The 18,921-nt window shown below is 43.5% G+C and carries 18 protein-coding genes; 9 read left to right on the top strand and 9 right to left on the bottom strand.

Features of this window, described 5'->3' with window-relative positions; translation table 11 throughout:
- Positions 1 to 23 precede the first annotated feature (23 nt).
- From ACR65H_RS14155 to nspC, 5 genes are all read left to right on the top strand, one after another.
- Entirely contained in the window at positions 24 to 1,451 is a 1,428-nt protein-coding gene (locus tag ACR65H_RS14155; RefSeq protein ID WP_440501255.1) for an aminotransferase class I/II-fold pyridoxal phosphate-dependent enzyme, read from the top strand.
- Positions 1,448 to 2,299 (top strand): polyamine aminopropyltransferase, encoded by an 852-nt coding sequence (gene speE, locus ACR65H_RS14150; protein WP_440501082.1) that lies wholly within the window; start codon positions 1,448 to 1,450, stop codon positions 2,297 to 2,299. The genes ACR65H_RS14155 and speE overlap by 4 nt, the downstream gene beginning before the upstream one ends.
- Positions 2,289 to 3,140 (top strand): agmatinase, encoded by an 852-nt coding sequence (speB, locus tag ACR65H_RS14145; RefSeq protein ID WP_440501080.1) that lies wholly within the window; start codon positions 2,289 to 2,291, stop codon positions 3,138 to 3,140. The genes speE and speB overlap by 11 nt, the downstream gene beginning before the upstream one ends.
- A gap of 207 nt (positions 3,141 to 3,347) precedes the next feature.
- On the top strand, positions 3,348 to 4,547 hold the full coding sequence (locus ACR65H_RS14140; RefSeq protein WP_440501078.1) for a saccharopine dehydrogenase family protein: 1,200 nt from the start codon (positions 3,348 to 3,350) through the stop codon (positions 4,545 to 4,547).
- Between the two features lie 17 nt (positions 4,548 to 4,564).
- Positions 4,565 to 5,707, top strand: coding sequence for a carboxynorspermidine decarboxylase (gene nspC / locus ACR65H_RS14135; protein ID WP_440501077.1), 1,143 nt, complete (start codon positions 4,565 to 4,567; stop codon positions 5,705 to 5,707).
- Between the two features lie 150 nt (positions 5,708 to 5,857).
- Here nspC and ACR65H_RS14130 read toward each other — a convergent pair whose 3' ends face one another.
- The 8 genes from ACR65H_RS14130 to argC all read right to left on the bottom strand — a co-directional run bounded on the left by ACR65H_RS14130 (position 5,858) and on the right by argC (position 13,105).
- On the bottom strand, positions 5,858 to 6,043 hold the full coding sequence (locus tag ACR65H_RS14130) for a hypothetical protein (protein WP_440501075.1): 186 nt from the start codon (positions 6,041 to 6,043) through the stop codon (positions 5,858 to 5,860).
- A gap of 2 nt (positions 6,044 to 6,045) precedes the next feature.
- Positions 6,046 to 6,345 carry a hypothetical protein gene (locus tag ACR65H_RS14125; RefSeq protein WP_440501074.1) on the bottom strand — a complete coding sequence of 100 codons (300 nt, stop codon included), beginning with the start codon at positions 6,343 to 6,345 and terminating at the stop codon, positions 6,046 to 6,048.
- A 160-nt stretch (positions 6,346 to 6,505) separates the two neighbouring features.
- Positions 6,506 to 7,468, bottom strand: coding sequence for a stalk domain-containing protein (locus ACR65H_RS14120; protein ID WP_440501072.1), 963 nt, complete (start codon positions 7,466 to 7,468; stop codon positions 6,506 to 6,508).
- A 58-nt stretch (positions 7,469 to 7,526) separates the two neighbouring features.
- Entirely contained in the window at positions 7,527 to 8,756 is a 1,230-nt protein-coding gene (locus ACR65H_RS14115) for a CynX/NimT family MFS transporter (RefSeq protein WP_440501070.1), read from the bottom strand.
- 188 nt (positions 8,757 to 8,944) lie between these two features.
- Entirely contained in the window at positions 8,945 to 10,090 is a 1,146-nt protein-coding gene (gene argD / locus ACR65H_RS14110) for an acetylornithine transaminase (RefSeq protein WP_440501069.1), read from the bottom strand.
- Positions 10,087 to 10,866 carry an acetylglutamate kinase gene (argB, locus tag ACR65H_RS14105; RefSeq protein ID WP_440501068.1) on the bottom strand — a complete coding sequence of 260 codons (780 nt, stop codon included), beginning with the start codon at positions 10,864 to 10,866 and terminating at the stop codon, positions 10,087 to 10,089. Before argB ends, argD begins: the two co-directional genes overlap by 4 nt.
- Entirely contained in the window at positions 10,829 to 12,055 is a 1,227-nt protein-coding gene (gene argJ, locus ACR65H_RS14100) for a bifunctional ornithine acetyltransferase/N-acetylglutamate synthase (RefSeq protein ID WP_440501067.1), read from the bottom strand. Before argJ ends, argB begins: the two co-directional genes overlap by 38 nt.
- Before the next feature lie 15 nt (positions 12,056 to 12,070).
- Positions 12,071 to 13,105 carry an N-acetyl-gamma-glutamyl-phosphate reductase gene (gene argC, locus ACR65H_RS14095; RefSeq protein WP_440501065.1) on the bottom strand — a complete coding sequence of 345 codons (1,035 nt, stop codon included), beginning with the start codon at positions 13,103 to 13,105 and terminating at the stop codon, positions 12,071 to 12,073.
- Positions 13,106 to 13,302: 197 nt separating this feature from the next.
- Between argC and fabI the strand changes: the two genes are divergently transcribed.
- From fabI to ACR65H_RS14075, 4 genes are all read left to right on the top strand, one after another.
- Positions 13,303 to 14,082: an enoyl-ACP reductase FabI gene (fabI, locus tag ACR65H_RS14090; protein ID WP_440501063.1), complete on the top strand. Its 780-nt coding sequence runs from the start codon at positions 13,303 to 13,305 to the stop codon at positions 14,080 to 14,082.
- Positions 14,083 to 14,297: 215 nt separating this feature from the next.
- Complete coding sequence (locus tag ACR65H_RS14085) at positions 14,298 to 15,200, top strand: DoxX-like family protein (protein WP_440501062.1); 903 nt, start codon at positions 14,298 to 14,300, stop codon at positions 15,198 to 15,200.
- Positions 15,201 to 15,205: 5 nt separating this feature from the next.
- Positions 15,206 to 15,814 (top strand): DUF4166 domain-containing protein, encoded by a 609-nt coding sequence (locus ACR65H_RS14080; RefSeq protein WP_440501061.1) that lies wholly within the window; start codon positions 15,206 to 15,208, stop codon positions 15,812 to 15,814.
- Positions 15,807 to 17,369: a YndJ family protein gene (locus ACR65H_RS14075; protein WP_440501059.1), complete on the top strand. Its 1,563-nt coding sequence runs from the start codon at positions 15,807 to 15,809 to the stop codon at positions 17,367 to 17,369. Before ACR65H_RS14080 ends, ACR65H_RS14075 begins: the two co-directional genes overlap by 8 nt.
- Before the next feature lie 48 nt (positions 17,370 to 17,417).
- Here the strand turns inward: ACR65H_RS14075 and argH are convergent, their stop codons facing one another.
- A complete protein-coding gene (gene argH, locus ACR65H_RS14070; protein ID WP_440501057.1) occupies positions 17,418 to 18,746 on the bottom strand; it encodes an argininosuccinate lyase in 1,329 nt (442 codons plus the stop codon).
- Between the last annotated feature and the right edge of the window lie 175 nt (positions 18,747 to 18,921).

The following is an 18,921-nucleotide window of genomic DNA, read 5'->3' as shown; positions in this document are numbered from 1 at the left end:
TTTCACAGCAGAAAGCCCCGATTATGGAGGCTCTAAACAAATATAAGAAGATGCGGGTCGTTCCTTTTGATGTCCCCGGCCATAAACGTGGCAGAGGAAACGAGGAACTGACCGCTTTTTTAGGTGAGAATTGCATGACGGTGGACGTCAATTCAATGAAACCGTTAGATAATCTGATCCACCCTGTTTCTGTCATACGGGAAGCCGAGGAACTTGCGGCTGAAGCTTTTGGGGCAAAGCATGCCTTTTTCATGGTGAATGGGACAACTTCAGCTGTTCAAGCGATGGTGATGACAGCTTGTAAAGCTGGCGAAAAAATCATCATGCCCCGCAATGTGCATCGGAGTGCCATCAATGCTCTTATTCTAAGCGGAGCTATCCCTGTCTATGTCAATCCAGGCGTAAACAACGAACTCGGAATTCCATTAGGCATGTCCGTGGAGGAAGTTAAGAGAACAATCCTTGAGCATCCCGATGCGAAGGCGATTTTGATCAACAACCCTACTTATTACGGTATCTGCTCCAATATGCAAGCAATTACAGATCTTGCCCATCGCCACGGTATGCTTGTCCTTGTCGACGAAGCACATGGAACGCACTTTTATTTCAGTGACGATTTACCTGCTTCTGCAATGTCTGTTGGTGCTGATATGGCTTCTGTCAGCATGCATAAATCTGGTGGTTCATTGACACAAAGCTCATTGCTTTTAATAAATAACGATGTTAGTGAAGGATATACGAGACAGATCATTAATTTAACACAAACGACAAGCGGATCGTATTTACTCCTCTCCTCCTTAGACATCTCACGGAAAAACCTCGCCTTAAATGGTAAGGAAATCTTCCGGAAGGTCAGGGAGATGGCACAGTATACCCGAAATGAGATTAACAAGATCGGCGGCTACTATGCTTTCTCGGAGGAATTGAAAAATGGCGATACCATTTTCGATTTCGATACGACCAAGCTTTCCGTTCATACTCTTGAGATAGGATTGGCTGGAGTCGAGGTGTATGACATTCTTCGTGACGAATATGACATCCAAATCGAGTTCGGAGACATCGGCAACATTCTGGCGTACATATCAGTCGGAGACCGCCGTTTAGATCTCGAACGGCTCGTCTCGGCGCTGGCTGAGATTAAAAGGCGCTATAGTCAAGATAAAAGTGGATTGTTTGATCATGAATATATTAATCCACAAGTCGTTTATACACCTCAAAAAGCGTTCTATGCACCGAAGGAAACTCTTCCGATTAATGAAAGCGCCGGCCGTATTGCAAGCGAATTTGTCATGGCATATCCACCAGGCATACCAATTTTGGCGCCTGGCGAAATGATCACTACGGAAATTTTGCAGTACATCCAGTATTGCAAAGATAAAGGAAGCTTCATGACAGGTACGGAAGATAGTAAAATCGAGCATATTAATGTTTTGAAGGAGTCTGAGCAATGAACTTATGGTTTAAGGAAAATCATTCGCAGAACGTCCAATTTTCAATGAGAGTCAATGAGCATCTATATACAGGGAAAAGTGAATATCAGAAAATCGATATTCTCGAAACAGCAGAGTTCGGTCGTGTTCTCACGTTAGACGGATATGTCATGGTCACCGAAAAGGATGAATTCATTTATCACGACATGATCACACACGTACCAATGGCGACGAATCCTAATATTAAAAAAGTGCTTGTCATCGGTGCCGGTGATGGTGGTACAATCCGTGAGCTGACAAAATATGATTCGATTGAGCATATTGATATGGTTGAAATCGATGAAATGGTCGTTGACGTATGTCGGGAATACCTTCCGCAAACAGCAAGTAAACTCGATGACCCACGCGTACATCTTCATTTCGAGGACGGACTGAAATTTGTCCGTTCCCGCAATGATGAATACGATCTGATCATCGTCGACTCGACGGATCCATTCGGGCCGGGAGAAGGCCTATTTACTAGGGAGTTTTACGGCAATTGCTATAAGGCGTTAAATGAGGATGGCATTCTTGTCAATCAACATGAAAGCCCTTTTTATGAGGAAGACGCACTTGGGATGCAGCGTGCGCATAAACGGATTATCGGATTCTTCCCGGTGTGCAAAGTATACCAATTGCACATTCCAACCTACCCCTCAGGCCATTGGTTGTTCGGTTTCGCATCGAAAAAATATGATCCAATTAAAGATTTGGACGCAGATGCTTGGAATCAGCTCGGGTTGCAAACGAAGTATTATAACACCGACATCCACGTCGGTTCATTCGCATTACCGAACTACGTAAAGGAGCAATTGGAAGATGTTGAATAAAAATATCGAAACATTCATCGGATGTGACAATGAATATGACGAATCAGGCATCGTCGTTTTCGGCGCTCCTTTCGACTCGACGACGTCATTTCGTCCAGGCACAAGATTCGCAAGCAAAGTGATGCGCGGAGAATCATTCGGAATCGAGACGTATAGTCCATATCAAGATAAAGATTTAGAAGACTTCCCCGTTTATGACGGAGGAGACCTCGAGCTGAGCTTCGGGAACACTGAAAGAGCTCTGGGACAAATCGAGGAGTATACTAGCAAAATCGTGAAGGACGGCAAAATCCCTTGCATGATCGGCGGAGAGCATTTAGTGACACTTGGATCAGTCCGAGCTGTTGCTGCTCAATATCCCGATTTGCATATTATTCAATTCGATGCGCACGCAGATTTGCGTGACCATTACCTCGATGAGAAGCTATCGCACGCGACTGTCATTCATCGTGTATGGGATATCCTAGGAGACGATCGGATTTTCCAATTCGGCATCCGTTCTGGAGATCGTAGCGAGTTCCACTGGGGTAAAGACCGTGTATTCACGAATAAATTTAATTTTAATGGACTAGAAGAAGTCGTTGAAAGATTACAAGGGAAACCGGTTTATTTGACGATTGATCTAGATGTATTAGATCCATCCGTCTTCCCTGGCACGGGAACACCTGAAGCTGGCGGCGTCAGTTTCATGGAATTATTGCAAGCGATTTTGACAGTGAGCGGCCTCAATATAGTTGGCTGCGATGTTAATGAACTGTCTCCGATCTACGATCAAAGCGGAGTTTCAACAGCAGTCGCTTGTAAAGTGCTTCGTGAACTTTTATTAGCTATTCATGAATAAAAGCGGAGGGCGCTTGCTCAGCTGCGACAGGCATAAGGCGAAGATACGGAGTGGTGGTCTTTACCACGAAGTAGCTTTGACTTATGACCCGAGCGAAGCGAACAGCGAAGGGTTCGATTCGCCGTATTTCTGCGACTTTTGCAGAAATTAAGGCAGCTTCCTAGCGCCCGGAGCTAGATACAAAAATATTATTGGGTGGTGTTTTGATTGGGTAAAGCGTTAATCATTGGAGCAGGTGGAGTAGCAAGTGTTGTTGTCCATAAATGTGTACAAGTACCTGATGTGTTTGAAGAAATTTGCATCGCAAGCCGGACAAAATCGAAGTGTGATGCATTGAAAGAAAAGCTTGACGGCGGTCGCACGAAAATCCAAACAGCGCAAGTCGATGCAGATAATGTCGATGAGCTAGTTGAACTGATCAATAGCTTCAAGCCGGACATCGTCATTAACGTCGCATTGCCGTACCAAGACTTGACGATCATGGACGCATGCCTTGCTACAGGCGTACACTATTTGGATACAGCAAACTACGAGCCTCTCGATACGGCGAAATTCGAATATAAATGGCAATGGGCATATCGTGAAAAATTCGAAGAAGCCGGTTTGACTGCAATTCTTGGCTGCGGCTTCGACCCAGGCGTAACGGGCGTCTTCTCTGCCTATGCACAAAAACATTATTTCGACGAAATCCATACGATCGATATTGTGGATGCAAATGCTGGTGACCATGGCTATCCATTCGCAACGAACTTCAACCCGGAAATCAACATCCGTGAAATCACGGCTAACGGCCGTTATTGGGAAAACGGTGAGTTCATCGAAACTCCTCCACTTTCCGAAAAACGCGTATATGACTTGCCTGAAATCGGACCAAAAGACGTCTACCTACTCTACCACGAAGAGTTGGAGTCCCTTGCACAAAACATTAAAGGTATCAAGAAAATCCGTTTCTGGATGACGTTCTCGGAAAAATATTTAACGCATTTGAAAGTGCTAGAAAACGTCGGTATGACTTCGATCGAGCCGATCAATTTCGAAGGACAAGAAATCGTTCCATTGCAATTCCTGAAAGCTGTTCTTCCTGACCCTGCTTCTCTAGGGCCTCGTACAAAAGGAAAAACAAATATCGGTTGTATTTTCCAAGGCGTGAAAGATGGCGAAGAAAAGACATATTACGTCTATAACGTATCCGATCACCAAGAGTGCTACCGCGAAGTCGGTTCGCAAGCAATCTCCTACACGACAGGAGTGCCAGCGATGATCGGCGCGATGCTCTTACTAAAAGATGAGTGGAAAAAACCTGGCGTGTATAACGTCGAAGAGTTCAATCCGGATCCATTCATGGAAGCATTGAACGAATACGGTCTGCCTTGGCAGGAAGATTTCAACCCAGAGCTGATCGATTGATAGGAGGCACGCAACAAATGAAATTGAATTTCGATCCACATGCAGTCCCCTCCCCTTCTTATGTAGTTGACGAAGGGCTGTTGATCAAAAACTTAGAATTGCTGAAATCGGTTATAGACCGGACAGGCTGTAAAATTCTTTTAGCCCAAAAAGGTTTTTCAATGTTCTCTGTCTATCCGCTCATCGGACAATATTTGAATGGGGTAACATCAAGCGGTCTATTGGAAGCGAAATTAGGATATGAAGAGATGGGGAAAGAAGTGCATACGTACTCTCCTGCTTATTCAGAAGCAGACTTTGAAGAAATCCTCTCTTATTCCGATCATCTTGTTTTCAACACGTTCGATCAATGGAGACGTTTTAGGGATAGAGTGAAAAACTACCCGAAACATATTGAATGCGGTATTCGGATCAATCCTGAGTACTCTGAGATTGAAGTCGATATGTATAACCCGTGCTTTACTTTTTCACGATTCGGCGTAACACTTGAGAACTTCGAACCGGACGAATTGGAAGGCATCAGCGGCTTACATTTCCATACAATGTGCGAACAGAACTCCGACACGCTTGCTAGGACAATTAAAGTTGTCGATGAAAAGTTCGGCAAGTATTTGAAAGATATGAAGTGGATCAATTTTGGCGGCGGACATCATATTACACGGCCCGATTATGATATCGAAACACTAATCGAGTCCATTATGTTCATGAAGGAAAAGTATGGTTTGGAAGTGTATTTGGAGCCAGGTGAAGCGATTGCGCTGAACACAGGATTCCTCGTATCAACTGTGCTTGATACGATGCATAACGGCATGCCGATTGCCGTTTTAGACACCTCAGCTTCTTGCCATATGCCTGACGTTTTGGAAATGCCGTACCGTCCTGAAATCGTCGGTGCAGGGTTGCCTAACGAGAAAGCAATAACGTATCGATTTGGTGGGCCGACATGCCTAGCGGGTGATGTCATCGGCGATTACTCATTCGATAAGCCACTAACGGCTGGCGATAAGCTAGTCTTCTGTGATATGGCTCATTATTCGATGGTGAAAAACAATACGTTCAACGGAATGGAATTGCCTGCAATCGTGTTGAATACTGTAGCGGACGGTCCGAAAGTAATTAAGGAATTCGGCTATGAGGACTTTAAAGAGCGATTGTCATAAGAATAAAGAGCTGCCTACTCTATAAGAATGAGTAGGCGGCTCTTTTAACTTTTATCGTTCTAAGGAAGCACTATCTTGTCCCTCTTACTCATACAACTAGTATCATAGGTACCATGCAAAAAAATTCTGATGATACTAGTTGCTTTACCTTTAAGGTGCACCGGTGAGTTTGCTAATATCAGTAGAACCAAAGATGACTAACAGCAATAAAACAATTAGAATGACTACGTTAATGAATGAACTTCCCGAAAAACCTGTCGTGTTGTCCGCCGTGTTGCCCGTCGAGTTTTCTGTCGTGTTTCCTATCGTGCTATTGCTCAAGTAACGACGTACCATCCTTATCTCCCCTGTCCTTTATTCATACGACTTTGAATCCCTTCAAAAATTTCATCGATTGTAATATCCCCATTTTCATTTAAGAAATCAGCCATTTTATTACCATTCTTCGACTCTTCCTGGAATGCTCCGAGTAAATTCACCGTAATTGTCGGACTATTACGGTAAAGTATGACAGAATCTACTTTTAGCTTGCCCAAAACTAGAAGTGATGCTGCAATGATCTCCAAATCTTTCCCTTTTAACAGGTCGTTTAGAGTATACGATGAATTGATCTTGTCATTATTATTCTTTCTATACAATTCAACCACTTCCTTTTGAGGGTGCGTGACTTGGTCGTCATACTCCATTGTATGAGCTGCTAGTTAGAGAAGTGTGTACAATTATTGGTTGCCTTGTTTATCATCATATAAAAAGCCCGAAACACCGCTTATTGCAAGCAGGTTTCGGGTTTTTTCACTATCATTGCAGATTATTCAGCACTTCAAGTATATCTTCTGATACATATGTTTTATTGCCGCCAATCAGCTCGGGTGCAACCGAGAATTGTTGTAGGCTCTTATTGTAACCGTACATTTTCTCTCCACGAGTAATTGTAAAAGATACATTTCCTTTTGTTAGTAGCGCTCCATTCGTTTTCGGCTGCGATAGAACGAAATAGCCGAGCTCTTCCGCAACTTTGCGTAATGGAATCATTTTCACGCCATCCTTCATGTAATGGTCGTTTTCGATTATTTCTAAAACAGATGCCGGCATTTCAGATGTTTCTGGAGTTTCCTCCACTTCTTCACCTGTTCCTTCTTCAGTCAATGGATCAAGGGCAATGATTTTAGTCGGAGGCGTTTGTGGCGGTAAACTTTTCGTTGTGATCGAGTAAAATACGACTAATTCTTTGTCTTTTAGATCAGCCATTCCAATCTTTTCGCCTTGCTGATTCAAAAGCGTCGTTTCTTCTCCAATATTCAGCTTCAATTCCTTGTCCAAGCTGAGGAAGTCATCATCGAATTTACCGACTTTAACGCTGCCCGGTTTTTGTTCATCCATTACGAAGAAAAGTTCCGGTGTAATTTGTGCTGGATAAATCAAGATCATCGGCTTGTTTTTATCGTAGTATGCTTCTACTTTCAAGTTCTTTTTCAAGTCGGCCGGTTGAATTTCTTCTGTAGTAGCGCTATTGAATAGAAGCGTCTTGTCTTGGATTCGAAAAATCGTGATAAGCCCTTCTTCATTTTCGACAGTTACCATTACATCATTATCTGTGTTTTCGATGTTGGTAATAACTCCAGTCGCTCTCACGAAATCCGTAGAATCTTTCACTTCTTCACTTTCCATCTGAATCACTTCCTCATTCGCCTGGACTGCAAAAGGTGCCCATGCGCTTCCTGCCAATAATGCGGTTAATGCCACTGCTCCAATTTTTTTCATGTTCTCTCTCTCCTCAATTCGAGTATTCAATGAATCAGACGGACAACATTGGTAAAAGTTACATTAATTTTTGCAGGGTCACTTTTTCATTTCTCCCGGCCTTCATTCCACATATAAAGAAAAACAGTGAACCAATAAGTAGAATGAGCATCGGAATATTCCAAGAAGAGGTTACGTCGTGAAGAAGTCCAAATAGCACCGGACCCGTGGCTGCTAGCAAGTAGCCCGATGATTGTGCCATGCCCGATAACTCTGCGGCTTCTATATGCGTTTCTGTCCGCAATGTGAAAAACATCATCGCCAACCCGAACGATGCCCCGCCTGCAATACCAATACAAATCATCCATAAAGGAACTAACGAAAGTTCTCCGACGTAAACACCGCCGTATCCAATCAAGTATAATACCGAAGTGCCGATGACGAGCATCCGCTGATCTTTCATTCTTCCTGCTACTATTGGAATGATGAATGTCATCGGCAATTGTGCGACTTGTAAAAGGGAAAGCATCCATCCTGCTTTCTCGACTGTTATTCCATTAGAAACGAGTATTTCGGGCAGCCATGCCGATGTACAATAAAACAACAGCGACTGGACACCCATGAAAAACGTAACTGCCCAAGCAAGCGGAGAACGCCATAAGAAAGGAGGCTTCTCCGCTGACGTTTTTTCAATTCTTGGTTGCACGAGTAGTTTGTTTTTCAGCTGCGGCAACCATAGTATGACTGCCAACATTGACAAGGCAGCCCAAACACCTAATGCGCCTTGCCAACCAAAATTAGTTTTTATGACAATTGGTGCGCTAATTCCCGAGGCGGTCGTCGCTGAAATATTCATAGCGACCGAATAGATCCCTGTCATTAAACCAATATGTAATGGAAAACTTAATTTTAATAAAGCGGGTAATAAAACATTGCCGAACGCGATTGCGACACCGATCAGGAAGGTCCCGACTACTAAAAAAAGAATTGAACCTGCCGAGCGGATTACAATCCCAACTGTCAGCAGACAAAGAGCGGTGAAAAGAGTCAACTCCATGCCAAATCGTTTTGATAGTTTCGGTACAAACGGAGATATAAAAGCGAACGCCAACAGCGGGATTGTCGTCAAGAAGCCCGCCAGCACATTTGAAATTCCTAAACTTTCACGTATTGGGCCGATAATCGGTCCAACGGAAGTCAAAGGTGAGCGTAAGGTTGATGCAATAAAAATAATGCCGATAATTAATAACCATGTTTTTTTCTGAAAGCTAAGCTTCTTTGAGTATCTATGATTTGCCTCTAACTTCAACGAATCGCCTCCTTTAAATTCCATTCAATGAGCATACCATAATGAGCGTGCTTTCTAAAGATATGACGTAGAGTTTTGCGCGAGTTCAGCCTACTTATGATCACCTCAGGACTATTGACCATATTTAATTCCATACATAGATACTACAAAAAACGAATCTCCCTAGTTTTGAGAGATTCGTTTTTGCACTATATAGTCGTTGGCACGAGCAAAATATCTGTCAATATGGCAACCGCTTGATCGATTTCCTCTTCGGTCACAGTTAATGGCGGCAGCATACGGATTACGTTGGAACCGGCTTGAACGACAAGCAATCCTGCTTCTTCCGCTTGGCGAATGAAAGGCGCGACGTCTCCTTTGCAATCAATCCCAATGAGCATTCCTTTGCCACGGATATCATACTGTTCCGGTGGCAAAATCTCACTCAGATTCCGTATCAAAACATCAGATTTTTCACGGACATTCTTCAAGAACTCTTCCTCGAAAACATGTTCTACGACAGTTTGTGCAACAGCAACAGCGAGAGGATTTCCGCCGAAAGTTGTGCCGTGCGACCCTGGCCCAAATGAATCGTACAAAGCGGATGTGCCGAGCATCGCCCCGATCGGGAAGCCCCCGCCCAATCCTTTAGCAAGTGTCAAAATATCCGGTTTCAATCCCGTCTGCTCATAAGCAAAACGAGTGCCGGTCCGTCCGATTCCAGTTTGTACTTCATCGATAATACATAAGATTCCTTTCGACTCGCAAATGTCTGAAATGATCGAGGCAAATTCAGGCGTGACTGCGTGAATGCCCCCTTCGCCTTGGATCACTTCCAGCATTATCGCTGCCACATCATCATCGATTGCAGCTTCCAGCATCACAAAATCATTGAATGGAACTGTCTTGAATGTTTCGAGCATCGGTCCGAAACCTTGCTTTATTTTATCCTGTCCAGTTGCAGCCATCGCTCCGAAAGTGCGACCGTGAAAAGATTGTTCAAAAGTGATAATCGTCGTCTTGCCTGTATGCTTCCTCGCAAGTTTGATGGCTGCCTCATTTGCTTCAGCTCCGCTGTTGCAAAAGAAACTATGAGAGAAATGCGTGTCTTTCATAAGAGCCGACGCGAGCTTTTCCTGTTCCGGACTTTCGAATAAATTCGATATATGCCAAAGTTTTTCGCTTTGAGCTTGAATCGCATGGACGATAGCAGGATGCGCATGACCTAAACTGACGACAGCTATGCCGCTCGTAAAATCGAGATATTTTTTACCATTCTCATCCTCTACAACCGTCCCGTCACCTTTTACGAGGTGCACCGGTCGACGTGCATAATTGTTGAATAAAGTACTCAACTGAAAACCTCCTCAAATCCAATCGTCGTGCCGACCAAATGCTGATTGACGATTTGGACGGAAGGAACCCCTGCATCTAGGCAATCCATTGCGGCATGCACTTTCGGGATCATTCCGCCATATATATCCCCTACATCAATCCAATCCGCTATTTCAGCCGGAGAGACAGCTGTTTGAATTTCACTTCCAATCTTTATTCCCGGTGTGTCTGTTACAAAGATAAGACTTTTTGCACGCATAGCAAGTGCGACCTTGCTTGCGACCGTATCTGCATTAATATTGAGCGGCTTTCCACATTCCGTCGCACCGATACAAGAAATGACAGGAACGATTCCAGATGCCAGTAATTTCTCAAGCAATCTATCATTCACTTTCTGGATATTCCCGACAAATCCGTAACGTTTTTCATCCAACAAAGAACATGTCAGCAGCTTGCCGTCGAATCCACTCAATCCGATTGCATCAATGTCTGCACAATTCAACTGATGAACTAAAAAGGGATTCACTTCGCCGATCAATACATCTTTTACGATAGAGATCGACTTATCACAAGTGATCCGTATGCCATTGTCAATGATGGACTCAATAGCATTTTTCTTTAACTTATCGTTGATAGAAGGCCCGCCGCCATGAACGATGATAATTTCATAGCCTTCATTACGCATTTCGTGGAGCTTCTTATAAAATCCGCTTTGCAACCCTTCGAGCATGCTTCCACCAAGCTTTATGACAATCCGCTTATGATCGGTAGGAAGCATTGATTTGGACGTAATCATATGTCAAATCGCACCCCCATGCTATTCCGTTGCCGCTTCCTTTATTCAACCCGACGAATATTTTCACTTCCGGTTGTTTTAAATAAAGAAGCAAATCTTCTTCCGAGAAATTGACCGGTTCACCATCTGTTACAACTGTCGTGTCACCAATTTTAATCGTAATTCCTAATGGATCGACTGATGCTCCGCTATAGCCTACTGCCGCAATAACCCTTCCCCAGTTCGCGTCACAGCCGAATACTGCAGTTTTAACTAGGGGAGAGCCGACGACTGTTTTGGCGATTTTTCTCGCTTCCGCATCCGATATAGCTCCATCGACTTCCACTTCGATAAGCTTCGTTGCCCCTTCCCCATCCTTTGCAATCATTTTTGCAAGGTCTTGAGCGACCGCATGCAATGTTTGAATGAATGAATCCCATTCTGGATGCGCTGGAGTTAATGGTTGATTTCCCGCCAAACCGTTAGCCAGTACAAGAACCATATCGTTCGTGGAAGTGTCTCCATCTACAGTAATCGAATTGAACGTGACATCTGTAACGGACTTCAAAGCTTCCTGCAAATGAACGGAGTCGATTTTGGCATCTGTCGTTATGAAGCCGAGCATCGTTGCCATATTCGGTTCGATCATCCCGGACCCTTTCGCTGTTCCCGCAATCGTAATTTCCTTGCCATCCACTTCCATGCGATAGGCTGTGTTTTTCATGACGGTATCTGTCGTCAAAATCGCTTGTGAAAACTGGATAGAACCTTCTAAAGTGCTTGTAGGTTGTAGCTGCTTAATCCCTGCCAGCAAAGGTTCCATATTTAATTTCTCTCCGATGACACCTGTTGACGCCACACCGACCAAGTTTGCAGCGATACCTAATTGTTCTGCCGTCTTCTCTTGCATCGTTAGCGCATCGATCATGCCTTGCTTCCCAGTGCATGCATTCGCGTTGCCAGAATTGATAATGACTGCTTGCATTTGTCCGGTTTGCTGCACAACTTCCTTCGAGACTACAAGAGGGGCCGCTTGTATGGCGTTCGTCGTGAAAACACCCGCCACACTTGCAGGCACTTCACTAAGCAATACCGCCAAATCGTGTTTCTTATGCTTCAGTCCGCAGTGGATGCCGACCGCTTTGAATCCTTTCGGTGTCGCGATATTCTTTCCTGAAACGCGTTTCATCTGTTGAACTGCTACCGCCATACCAATTCCTCCTCTTTAAATAAATAATGGAACTTGCGTCAAACCTGTCGTTTCATCCAAACCAAATTGGACGTTCATATTTTGAACCGCCTGCCCGGCAGCCCCTTTCACTAAATTATCAATGACTGACACAATGGTTGCCCGATTTGTTCGCGGATCGACTTTCACGTGAATATCGCAGTAGTTTGAACCGGCAACTTGCTTCGTGCAAAACTTGCTCGATTCACTTATGACTCTTACAAATGGCCGTCCTGCGTATGATTCCTTTAAACAACCTACGAGCTGCTCTTTTGTGACGCCTGAGTTTACTGGCGCATAACTTGTCGCCATGATGCCCCTCGTCATCGGAATGAGATGTGTTGTAAACGTCACATGAATTTTCTGAGCACCGAATTGGGCTATCCCCTGTTCAATTTCAGGAATATGCTGATGTTCGTGAATCTTGTAAATGGAGAAGTTCTCATTCGTCTCACTAAAATGCGTCATCGGGCCTGGTGTGTTCCCTGCTCCTGACACACCACTTTTCGCATCAATGATTAGTGATGATGCATCAATCAACTTTTCTTTAATTAACGGCAATAAAGACAAGAGTACTGCAGTCGGATAGCAGCCGGGATTTGCAATAAGCTGTGCTTTACTGATTTCTTCTGTATTCCATTCCGTCAAACCGTATGCGCTTTGCTCGACCGCTTCGACCGGTGCAGCTGCTTTCTTATACCATCGCTCGTATTCAACAGTATCTTTCAATCGAAAATCTCCGGACAAGTCAATCAACTTCGGACTACTGGCAATGAGCGGCGGCAGCAATTTACTTGTCACTCCAGCTGGTGTGCTTGCAAATAACACATCGTAGCCGGTCAACTGTTCATGATCGATTTTTAATAAAGGCTGATCATACAGATTTTTTGTATGCGGAAACTTGTTGGAAAACAAAGTCCCTTCCTCGGATGATGTGAATAAATCGAGTTGTTCGACTTCCGGATGATTATGCAATAATCGTATCAATTCAAGACCGCCATAGCCGGAAGCACCGATGATTCCTACCTTCATGTCCCCACCCCTTTAATCGTTAAAATTAGTATACGTATGCATAAATATAAAGTCAACTGTATTATTATAAATTTATCCGCAATTATTAATTCCTATTTTAGAATTGGAGTTTTGAATTAGAGGAGAGTATGCTATACTATCGTTATTATCAGGTACTAATATTAGGTGATAGTTTTCTACCGATTGAGGAGGTTACTATGGAAGATTTATTAAAGTTAAAAGGGAAGAATATTGTCGTAATGGGTGTGGCAAACGAGCGAAGCATTGCATGGGGCGTCGCGAAGTCCCTATTTGAAGTGGGAGCAAATGTCATTTTCACGTATCGCAAAGAACGTTCACTTGCCAAGCTCGAAAAAGCGTTGGATAGCAATGGACTTGAACCGAAAATGATTGTTCAGTGTGATGTGAATGAAGATGAAAGCATTCAACATGCATTCACACAGATTGGCGAAACACTTGGAACAATCCACGGAATTGTTCACTCAATCGCTTTTGCGCATGCTGAAGATCTGAAAAATGATTTTGTGGAAACGACTAGAAGCGGCTATGCATTTGCACAAGATTCCAGCTCCTATTCATTGGTGGCGACCGCTAGGGAAGCACGTCGCTATATGACGGAAGGTGGCTCGATCATTACGATGAGCTATTTAGGTGCTGAACGAGTGCTCGACGGTTATAATGTGATGGGAGTTGCGAAGGCTGCGCTTGAAGCGTCCGTCCGCTACTTAGCAAATGATTTAGGAAAGGATGCTATACGCGTCAATGCGATTTCAGCAGGCGCTGTCCGTACGCTTTCCGCGAAAGGCGTTCCTTCCTTCAACACGATTTTGGGGCAAATCGAAGAAAAAGCTCCGTTGAAACGCAATATTACGAATGAGGAAGTCGCGAAGATGTCGATTGCGATGTTAAGCGATCTTTCTAGCGGTGTGACCGGCGAAATAATTTACGTCGATGGTGGCTACAATATAATGGGATGAAAAAAGGAGCTTAACGGCTCCTTTTTTTAGTGGGAACAATCGAATTTAATGAGTCATTAGTCCCGAAATGACTATAAGCTCTCGGAAATGACCGATATCTTTATGGAAATGACCGATAACTGGCCGGAAATAATCGTTAAACTTGTGAACTTGATCGATAAGCAGAGACGAAACATTCCCCCCTTCCCATCGTCTTACTAATGAGGTGAAATCTTATGAAAACAAAGCCAATTTACGTCGAAATCGAAATTGATTCAACTATAGAAGAAGTTTGGGATGCCTCTCAAAATCCGGACTTGCATTCACAATGGGATTTACGTTTTTCGTCCATCACTTATTTGCCGAAAAAAGGTGATGAGCCACAAATGTTTACATACAAACGAAGCGTCACTCCTTTTCTTACCGTCGAAGGCTGGGGAAAAAGTACGGGGACATTTAACAAAGGAGATGGCACACGGTCTTCCTCCTTGCATTTCGGAACTAACCAATGGTTCTCACCAATCAAAGAAGGGAAAGGTTATTGGAAATACGAGCAACAGCAAAAAAAGACAAAATTCCTGACGCAGTATGATTATGACGCGAATTTCGGATCGCTTGGAAAAGTGTTTGATGCATTCGTTTTTCGGCCGATGATTGGCTGGGGAACCGCTCTCAGTTTTGATGTGATGAAAAGATGGATAGAAAAAGGAGAAGCTCCCCGCTCCCAATACTTCCGTTTTTTTACGACATATGGTCTCTCCGTACTATTTGCATTAATTTGGATCTATCACGGGCTTATTCCTAAAATTATCGGGAAGCATCCCGAAGAAATACGGATGCTGGCGAATACGTTTCCATTTGATCCATCACAACTGACTTTATTACTAATTGGCATAGGTGTCGCTGAATTGCTATTTGGGGTTTTTTGGCTTGTTTATAAGAGAAAAAAGCATTTATTCGCATTGCAGCTCGTCGTCTTTCCTTTGCTCACGATTGCGGCAATCATTGCAGTACCTGAAGCAGCAATGCACCCTTTCAACCCGGTGACGTTCAATTTGTCGCTGTTTGCCCTATCACTCATTGGGTATTTTAGTAGCGATGATACTCCGACTGCAAAAAGCTGTAAAAGAAAGAGGTGAATACGTTGTCCATTTATAAAAAAGTTCTAGGCAATGACTTTAATAAACTGCATCCCATGCTGCAACAGCGTTATGATTTTGCAGGTGGACGTTCATTTGAAGCAACAGGCACGATGATAGAAATCAAAGGAGGACCGAAATGGCTCTATCCCCTATTTCGGCTCGGCGTCAATTGGAAGCTGCTCTTCCCCGAGCGCGGTAAGAACATTCCTTTCTCAATTAAGAATAGAGCGCTGATTGGGGCTAATGGTGATAGTCAAATTCATTGGGAACGCATCTTTTACTTCGGCATGAAAAAACGCTATTTCAATGCGCTAATGAGCTTGGACGAAACCCGTCTTGTCATAAAAGATTATCTTGGTGAGCCTCCTCTCGTCTATTCCGATTTGGCTTTCGACGTATCTGATGAAGGAGCGATAACAATTCATTCTTTGAATCAACGACTTGTTCTTGGGAAAATAGAAGTGCCATTGCCTAAACTATTTCAAGGGCTTGCAACGGTGACGGAATGCTTCGATGAAATGAATAACGTTTTTCGCATCGCAGTAATTGTACGGAATCCACTAATCGGTCATCTGTTTTCCTATGAAGGGGCGTTTGTTCAAAATGCGTAAATACGTAATTTTTCATTTTCTACTGTTCATCGTCATTGCTGTTTTCAGCAAAAATCCGTGGCCGTTTTTACTGCTAACAATTGCACAAATCGTCTATGTGCCAGTAGCTCTTCGTTTTATCATGAAGCGCGGAGATTGGTTTTCGAAGTACTATTTTCATGTCGCGATTCCTGCATATGCTTCAGTTGCTATGATCCTGATCTTTTCACCCGAATGGGCTGCACTTCCGGCACTTATCTATTTTGCGTTCACTACGATTATTGCATTATACGGATTATCCCGGTTCCTCCGCCGCGGATTTACAAACATCGAAGAGTTTTCAATTGATCTCGGGTTAATGTACATTGCACTTGGTGGCGGTTGGTATTTTGCTTATGTGGCGGATATTGATACGGGCTTCACTCCTTTACTGACGTGGCTGACTGGCATTCATTTTCATTACTCCGCATTCCTATTGCCTATTTTCATAGGATTTCTTGGGAGATTACATAAGCCGCGATCCTTTTCGTTTTATAGCATTCTTTTATTAGCCGCTCCAATGGTTGTAGCAATCGGCATTACATTTTCAAGGTGGATTGAGCTATTTTCCGTACTTCTTTACATCGTCGGGTTAGCTGGAATGATTGTGATTGCTTGGCGAACTGACTATCCAAAACGAACGCAGAAGTGGCTTGTCGTCACTTCATTTACATCTCTCGGTCTGACGATTATGTTCTCGCTCTTTTACGTACTCGGGAATGGATTTGGCCTTACTTCCATCACAATAGAATTCATGCTCCGTTTCCATGGCGTCTTGAATTGCGTCATTTTTGCACTGTTCGGCATCGTCGGATGGCTGTTATCCGTTCCCTCACCCACTTTTCGGCAGCCAAACTTCCCGGTCAGTCGGATAAAAGGAAAACAAAGAGTTGAACAGCTTGGCGCATCTGGAAAGTATAGAGGCCTTGTAGATGATATGAAATTATATGAAGTTAGCAAAGTTTCTCCTCGTATAATGGATTTTTACGAAAACACGATTGATTACCAACTTTTTGCTACTGTTCATTGGAAAAGATGGTTCTTGCCATTTGCATTCATTTATTCATTCATGAGCAGGAAAACAGAGCAGATCAACTTGCCGATTCATCGTAGAGAGGTGGAGATGACAGGAGACATTATTACTCTTTCACCTAATTCGGATGGCAGACATGCTGTCCGTGCATGGATTAGGAAGGTCGACAATACCTATGCATTCATCGCCCTTTATTCTCACCATAGGGCTTCCACTGGTAAGGAGTTCATGAACATTGCATTGCCGCTCCCTTTTTCCACGATGACAGGGGTATTGGAACTACATGAAATCGGGGATGCTTTGCAGTTAACGAGCAGAAGAACCGATACGGCTTCAGATGCTGGAATCTACTTGACTTCAAAGTTTGGAAAGTATTTTAGACTGCCGCTGGAGGAAAACTTTGTCGTGCGGGAAGCTGAGGACGGGTCGATGACCGCGAAGCATGAGATGTGGATTTTTTCGATACCGTTTTTGACGATAGAATATAGAATTCATAAGGCATGAAAAAAGCCAGAGGAAATTCCTCTGGCTTGGCTCTCGCAGCATATTAGCTTACTCGCCCACTTCCTTCATTAACCCCTTATTCCCTTTCGTTAAAATGTTTTCGTAGTCGATATAATCGTAAATATCATCAGCTATTAGATCGCTGAATACGGAGAGTTCCTGAACTGTTAGATCCTCGATCGCCTTCTTTTCCGTTTCGCAATAAATGATGATTTTCCCGACTATTTCATGTGCGTCGCGGAATGGCGTGCCTTTTGCTACTAAGTAATCGGCAACTTCGGTTGCATTAAGGAAGCCACCTTTGATGGCTGCTTTCATATTGTCTGCATTCACTTGCAATGTGTCGATCATCTTGGACATGATTTCCATGCAATCAAGGACCGTATCAAGTGCATCGAAAAATTGCTCTTTATCCTCCTGCATGTCTTTATTATACGTTAGCGGCAAACCTTTCAATGTCGTTAACAAAGCAAAGAGAGAGCCATATACTCTACCGGTTTTGCCGCGAATCAACTCCGCTGCATCGGGATTCTTCTTCTGCGGCATAATGCTGCTTCCCGTAGAATATGCATCTGCCATCGTAATGAACTTGAATTCCTGGCTGCTCCATAAAATAAACTCTTCGCTTAAACGGCTCAAATGCATCATGATGATGGAGAAGTCGGACATAAGCTCTAGCATATAATCTCTGTCGCTTACACCGTCCAAGAAATTATTGACCGGTTTCGAAAACCCTAATACCGACGTCGTAATGTCCCGATCAATTGCATGTGTCGTTCCAGCAAGCGCACCGCATCCTAATGGATTTTCATCGAGCAGCTCAAGCGCGTTGCCAACTCTTTTCTTGTCACGTTTAAACATTTGCTCATACGCTCCTAAATGATGGCTAAACGTAACGACTTGCGCGCGTTGTAAATGTGTATATCCTGGCATGATGACGTTATTTGCAGCAGCTTTAGCGTGCAACGAATCAATCAGCGTCTGAAGGCCGTCCATCACTTCAACCGCTTTATTCTTTGCATAGAGGCGCATATCGACCGCCACTTGGTCATTCCGGCTGCGTGCAGTATGAAGCTTCTTCCCCGTTTCCCCGATTCTTTCTGTCAAATGCATCTCTACGAAGGAATGGATATCCTCATAATTACCTTCGACAACGAGTTGACCATTCTCGATGTCATTTAAAATGGATTCCAATCCTTCAATGAGCAATTCCCCTTCCTCTGGCGTCAATAAATCACAATGGACGAGCATCGTGACATGTGCCAAACTTCCAGCGATATCTTCTTTGTACAATCTATGATCGACAGGCAACGATGTATTGAACTGCTCCATTATTTCATCTGCACGACTCGTAAAACGTCCACCCCAAAGTTTCATATATAATCAACCTCTCGTATGTATTTTTATTCATTTTATTGTATTATAATAAACCAACTTAACAAATGCAATGAAATTCGCCATTTCCTTGCTCCCTACTTACTGGAGTGCTATGATTGATACATTGACGAAAAAAGAGTGATGACCATGATAGAACTCAATAATAAACGCAATA

This window comes from Sporosarcina sp. SAFN-015, from assembly GCF_059415085.1.
This window is presented reverse-complemented; position numbering and strand designations above follow the sequence as displayed.

What these genes read in the sequence shown, in the direction of transcription:
- nspC (WP_440501077.1), top strand. Translation starts at nt 4,565, where the DNA reads ATGAAATTGAATTTCGATCCACATGCAGTCCCCTCCCCTTCTTATGTA.
- fabI (WP_440501063.1), top strand. Translation starts at nt 13,303, where the DNA reads ATGGAAGATTTATTAAAGTTAAAAGGGAAGAATATTGTCGTAATGGGT.
- speE (WP_440501082.1), top strand. Translation starts at nt 1,448, where the DNA reads ATGAACTTATGGTTTAAGGAAAATCATTCGCAGAACGTCCAATTTTCA.
- ACR65H_RS14085 (WP_440501062.1), top strand. Translation starts at nt 14,298, where the DNA reads ATGAAAACAAAGCCAATTTACGTCGAAATCGAAATTGATTCAACTATA.
- speB (WP_440501080.1), top strand. Translation starts at nt 2,289, where the DNA reads ATGTTGAATAAAAATATCGAAACATTCATCGGATGTGACAATGAATAT.
- ACR65H_RS14130 (WP_440501075.1), bottom strand. Translation starts at nt 6,043, where the DNA reads ATGGTACGTCGTTACTTGAGCAATAGCACGATAGGAAACACGACAGAA.
- ACR65H_RS14155 (WP_440501255.1), top strand. Translation starts at nt 24, where the DNA reads ATGGAGGCTCTAAACAAATATAAGAAGATGCGGGTCGTTCCTTTTGAT.
- argJ (WP_440501067.1), bottom strand. Translation starts at nt 12,055, where the DNA reads ATGGCGGTAGCAGTTCAACAGATGAAACGCGTTTCAGGAAAGAATATC.
- argC (WP_440501065.1), bottom strand. Translation starts at nt 13,105, where the DNA reads ATGAAGGTAGGAATCATCGGTGCTTCCGGCTATGGCGGTCTTGAATTG.
- argB (WP_440501068.1), bottom strand. Translation starts at nt 10,866, where the DNA reads ATGATTACGTCCAAATCAATGCTTCCTACCGATCATAAGCGGATTGTC.
- ACR65H_RS14075 (WP_440501059.1), top strand. Translation starts at nt 15,807, where the DNA reads ATGCGTAAATACGTAATTTTTCATTTTCTACTGTTCATCGTCATTGCT.
- ACR65H_RS14120 (WP_440501072.1), bottom strand. Translation starts at nt 7,468, where the DNA reads ATGAAAAAAATTGGAGCAGTGGCATTAACCGCATTATTGGCAGGAAGC.
- argH (WP_440501057.1), bottom strand. Translation starts at nt 18,746, where the DNA reads ATGAAACTTTGGGGTGGACGTTTTACGAGTCGTGCAGATGAAATAATG.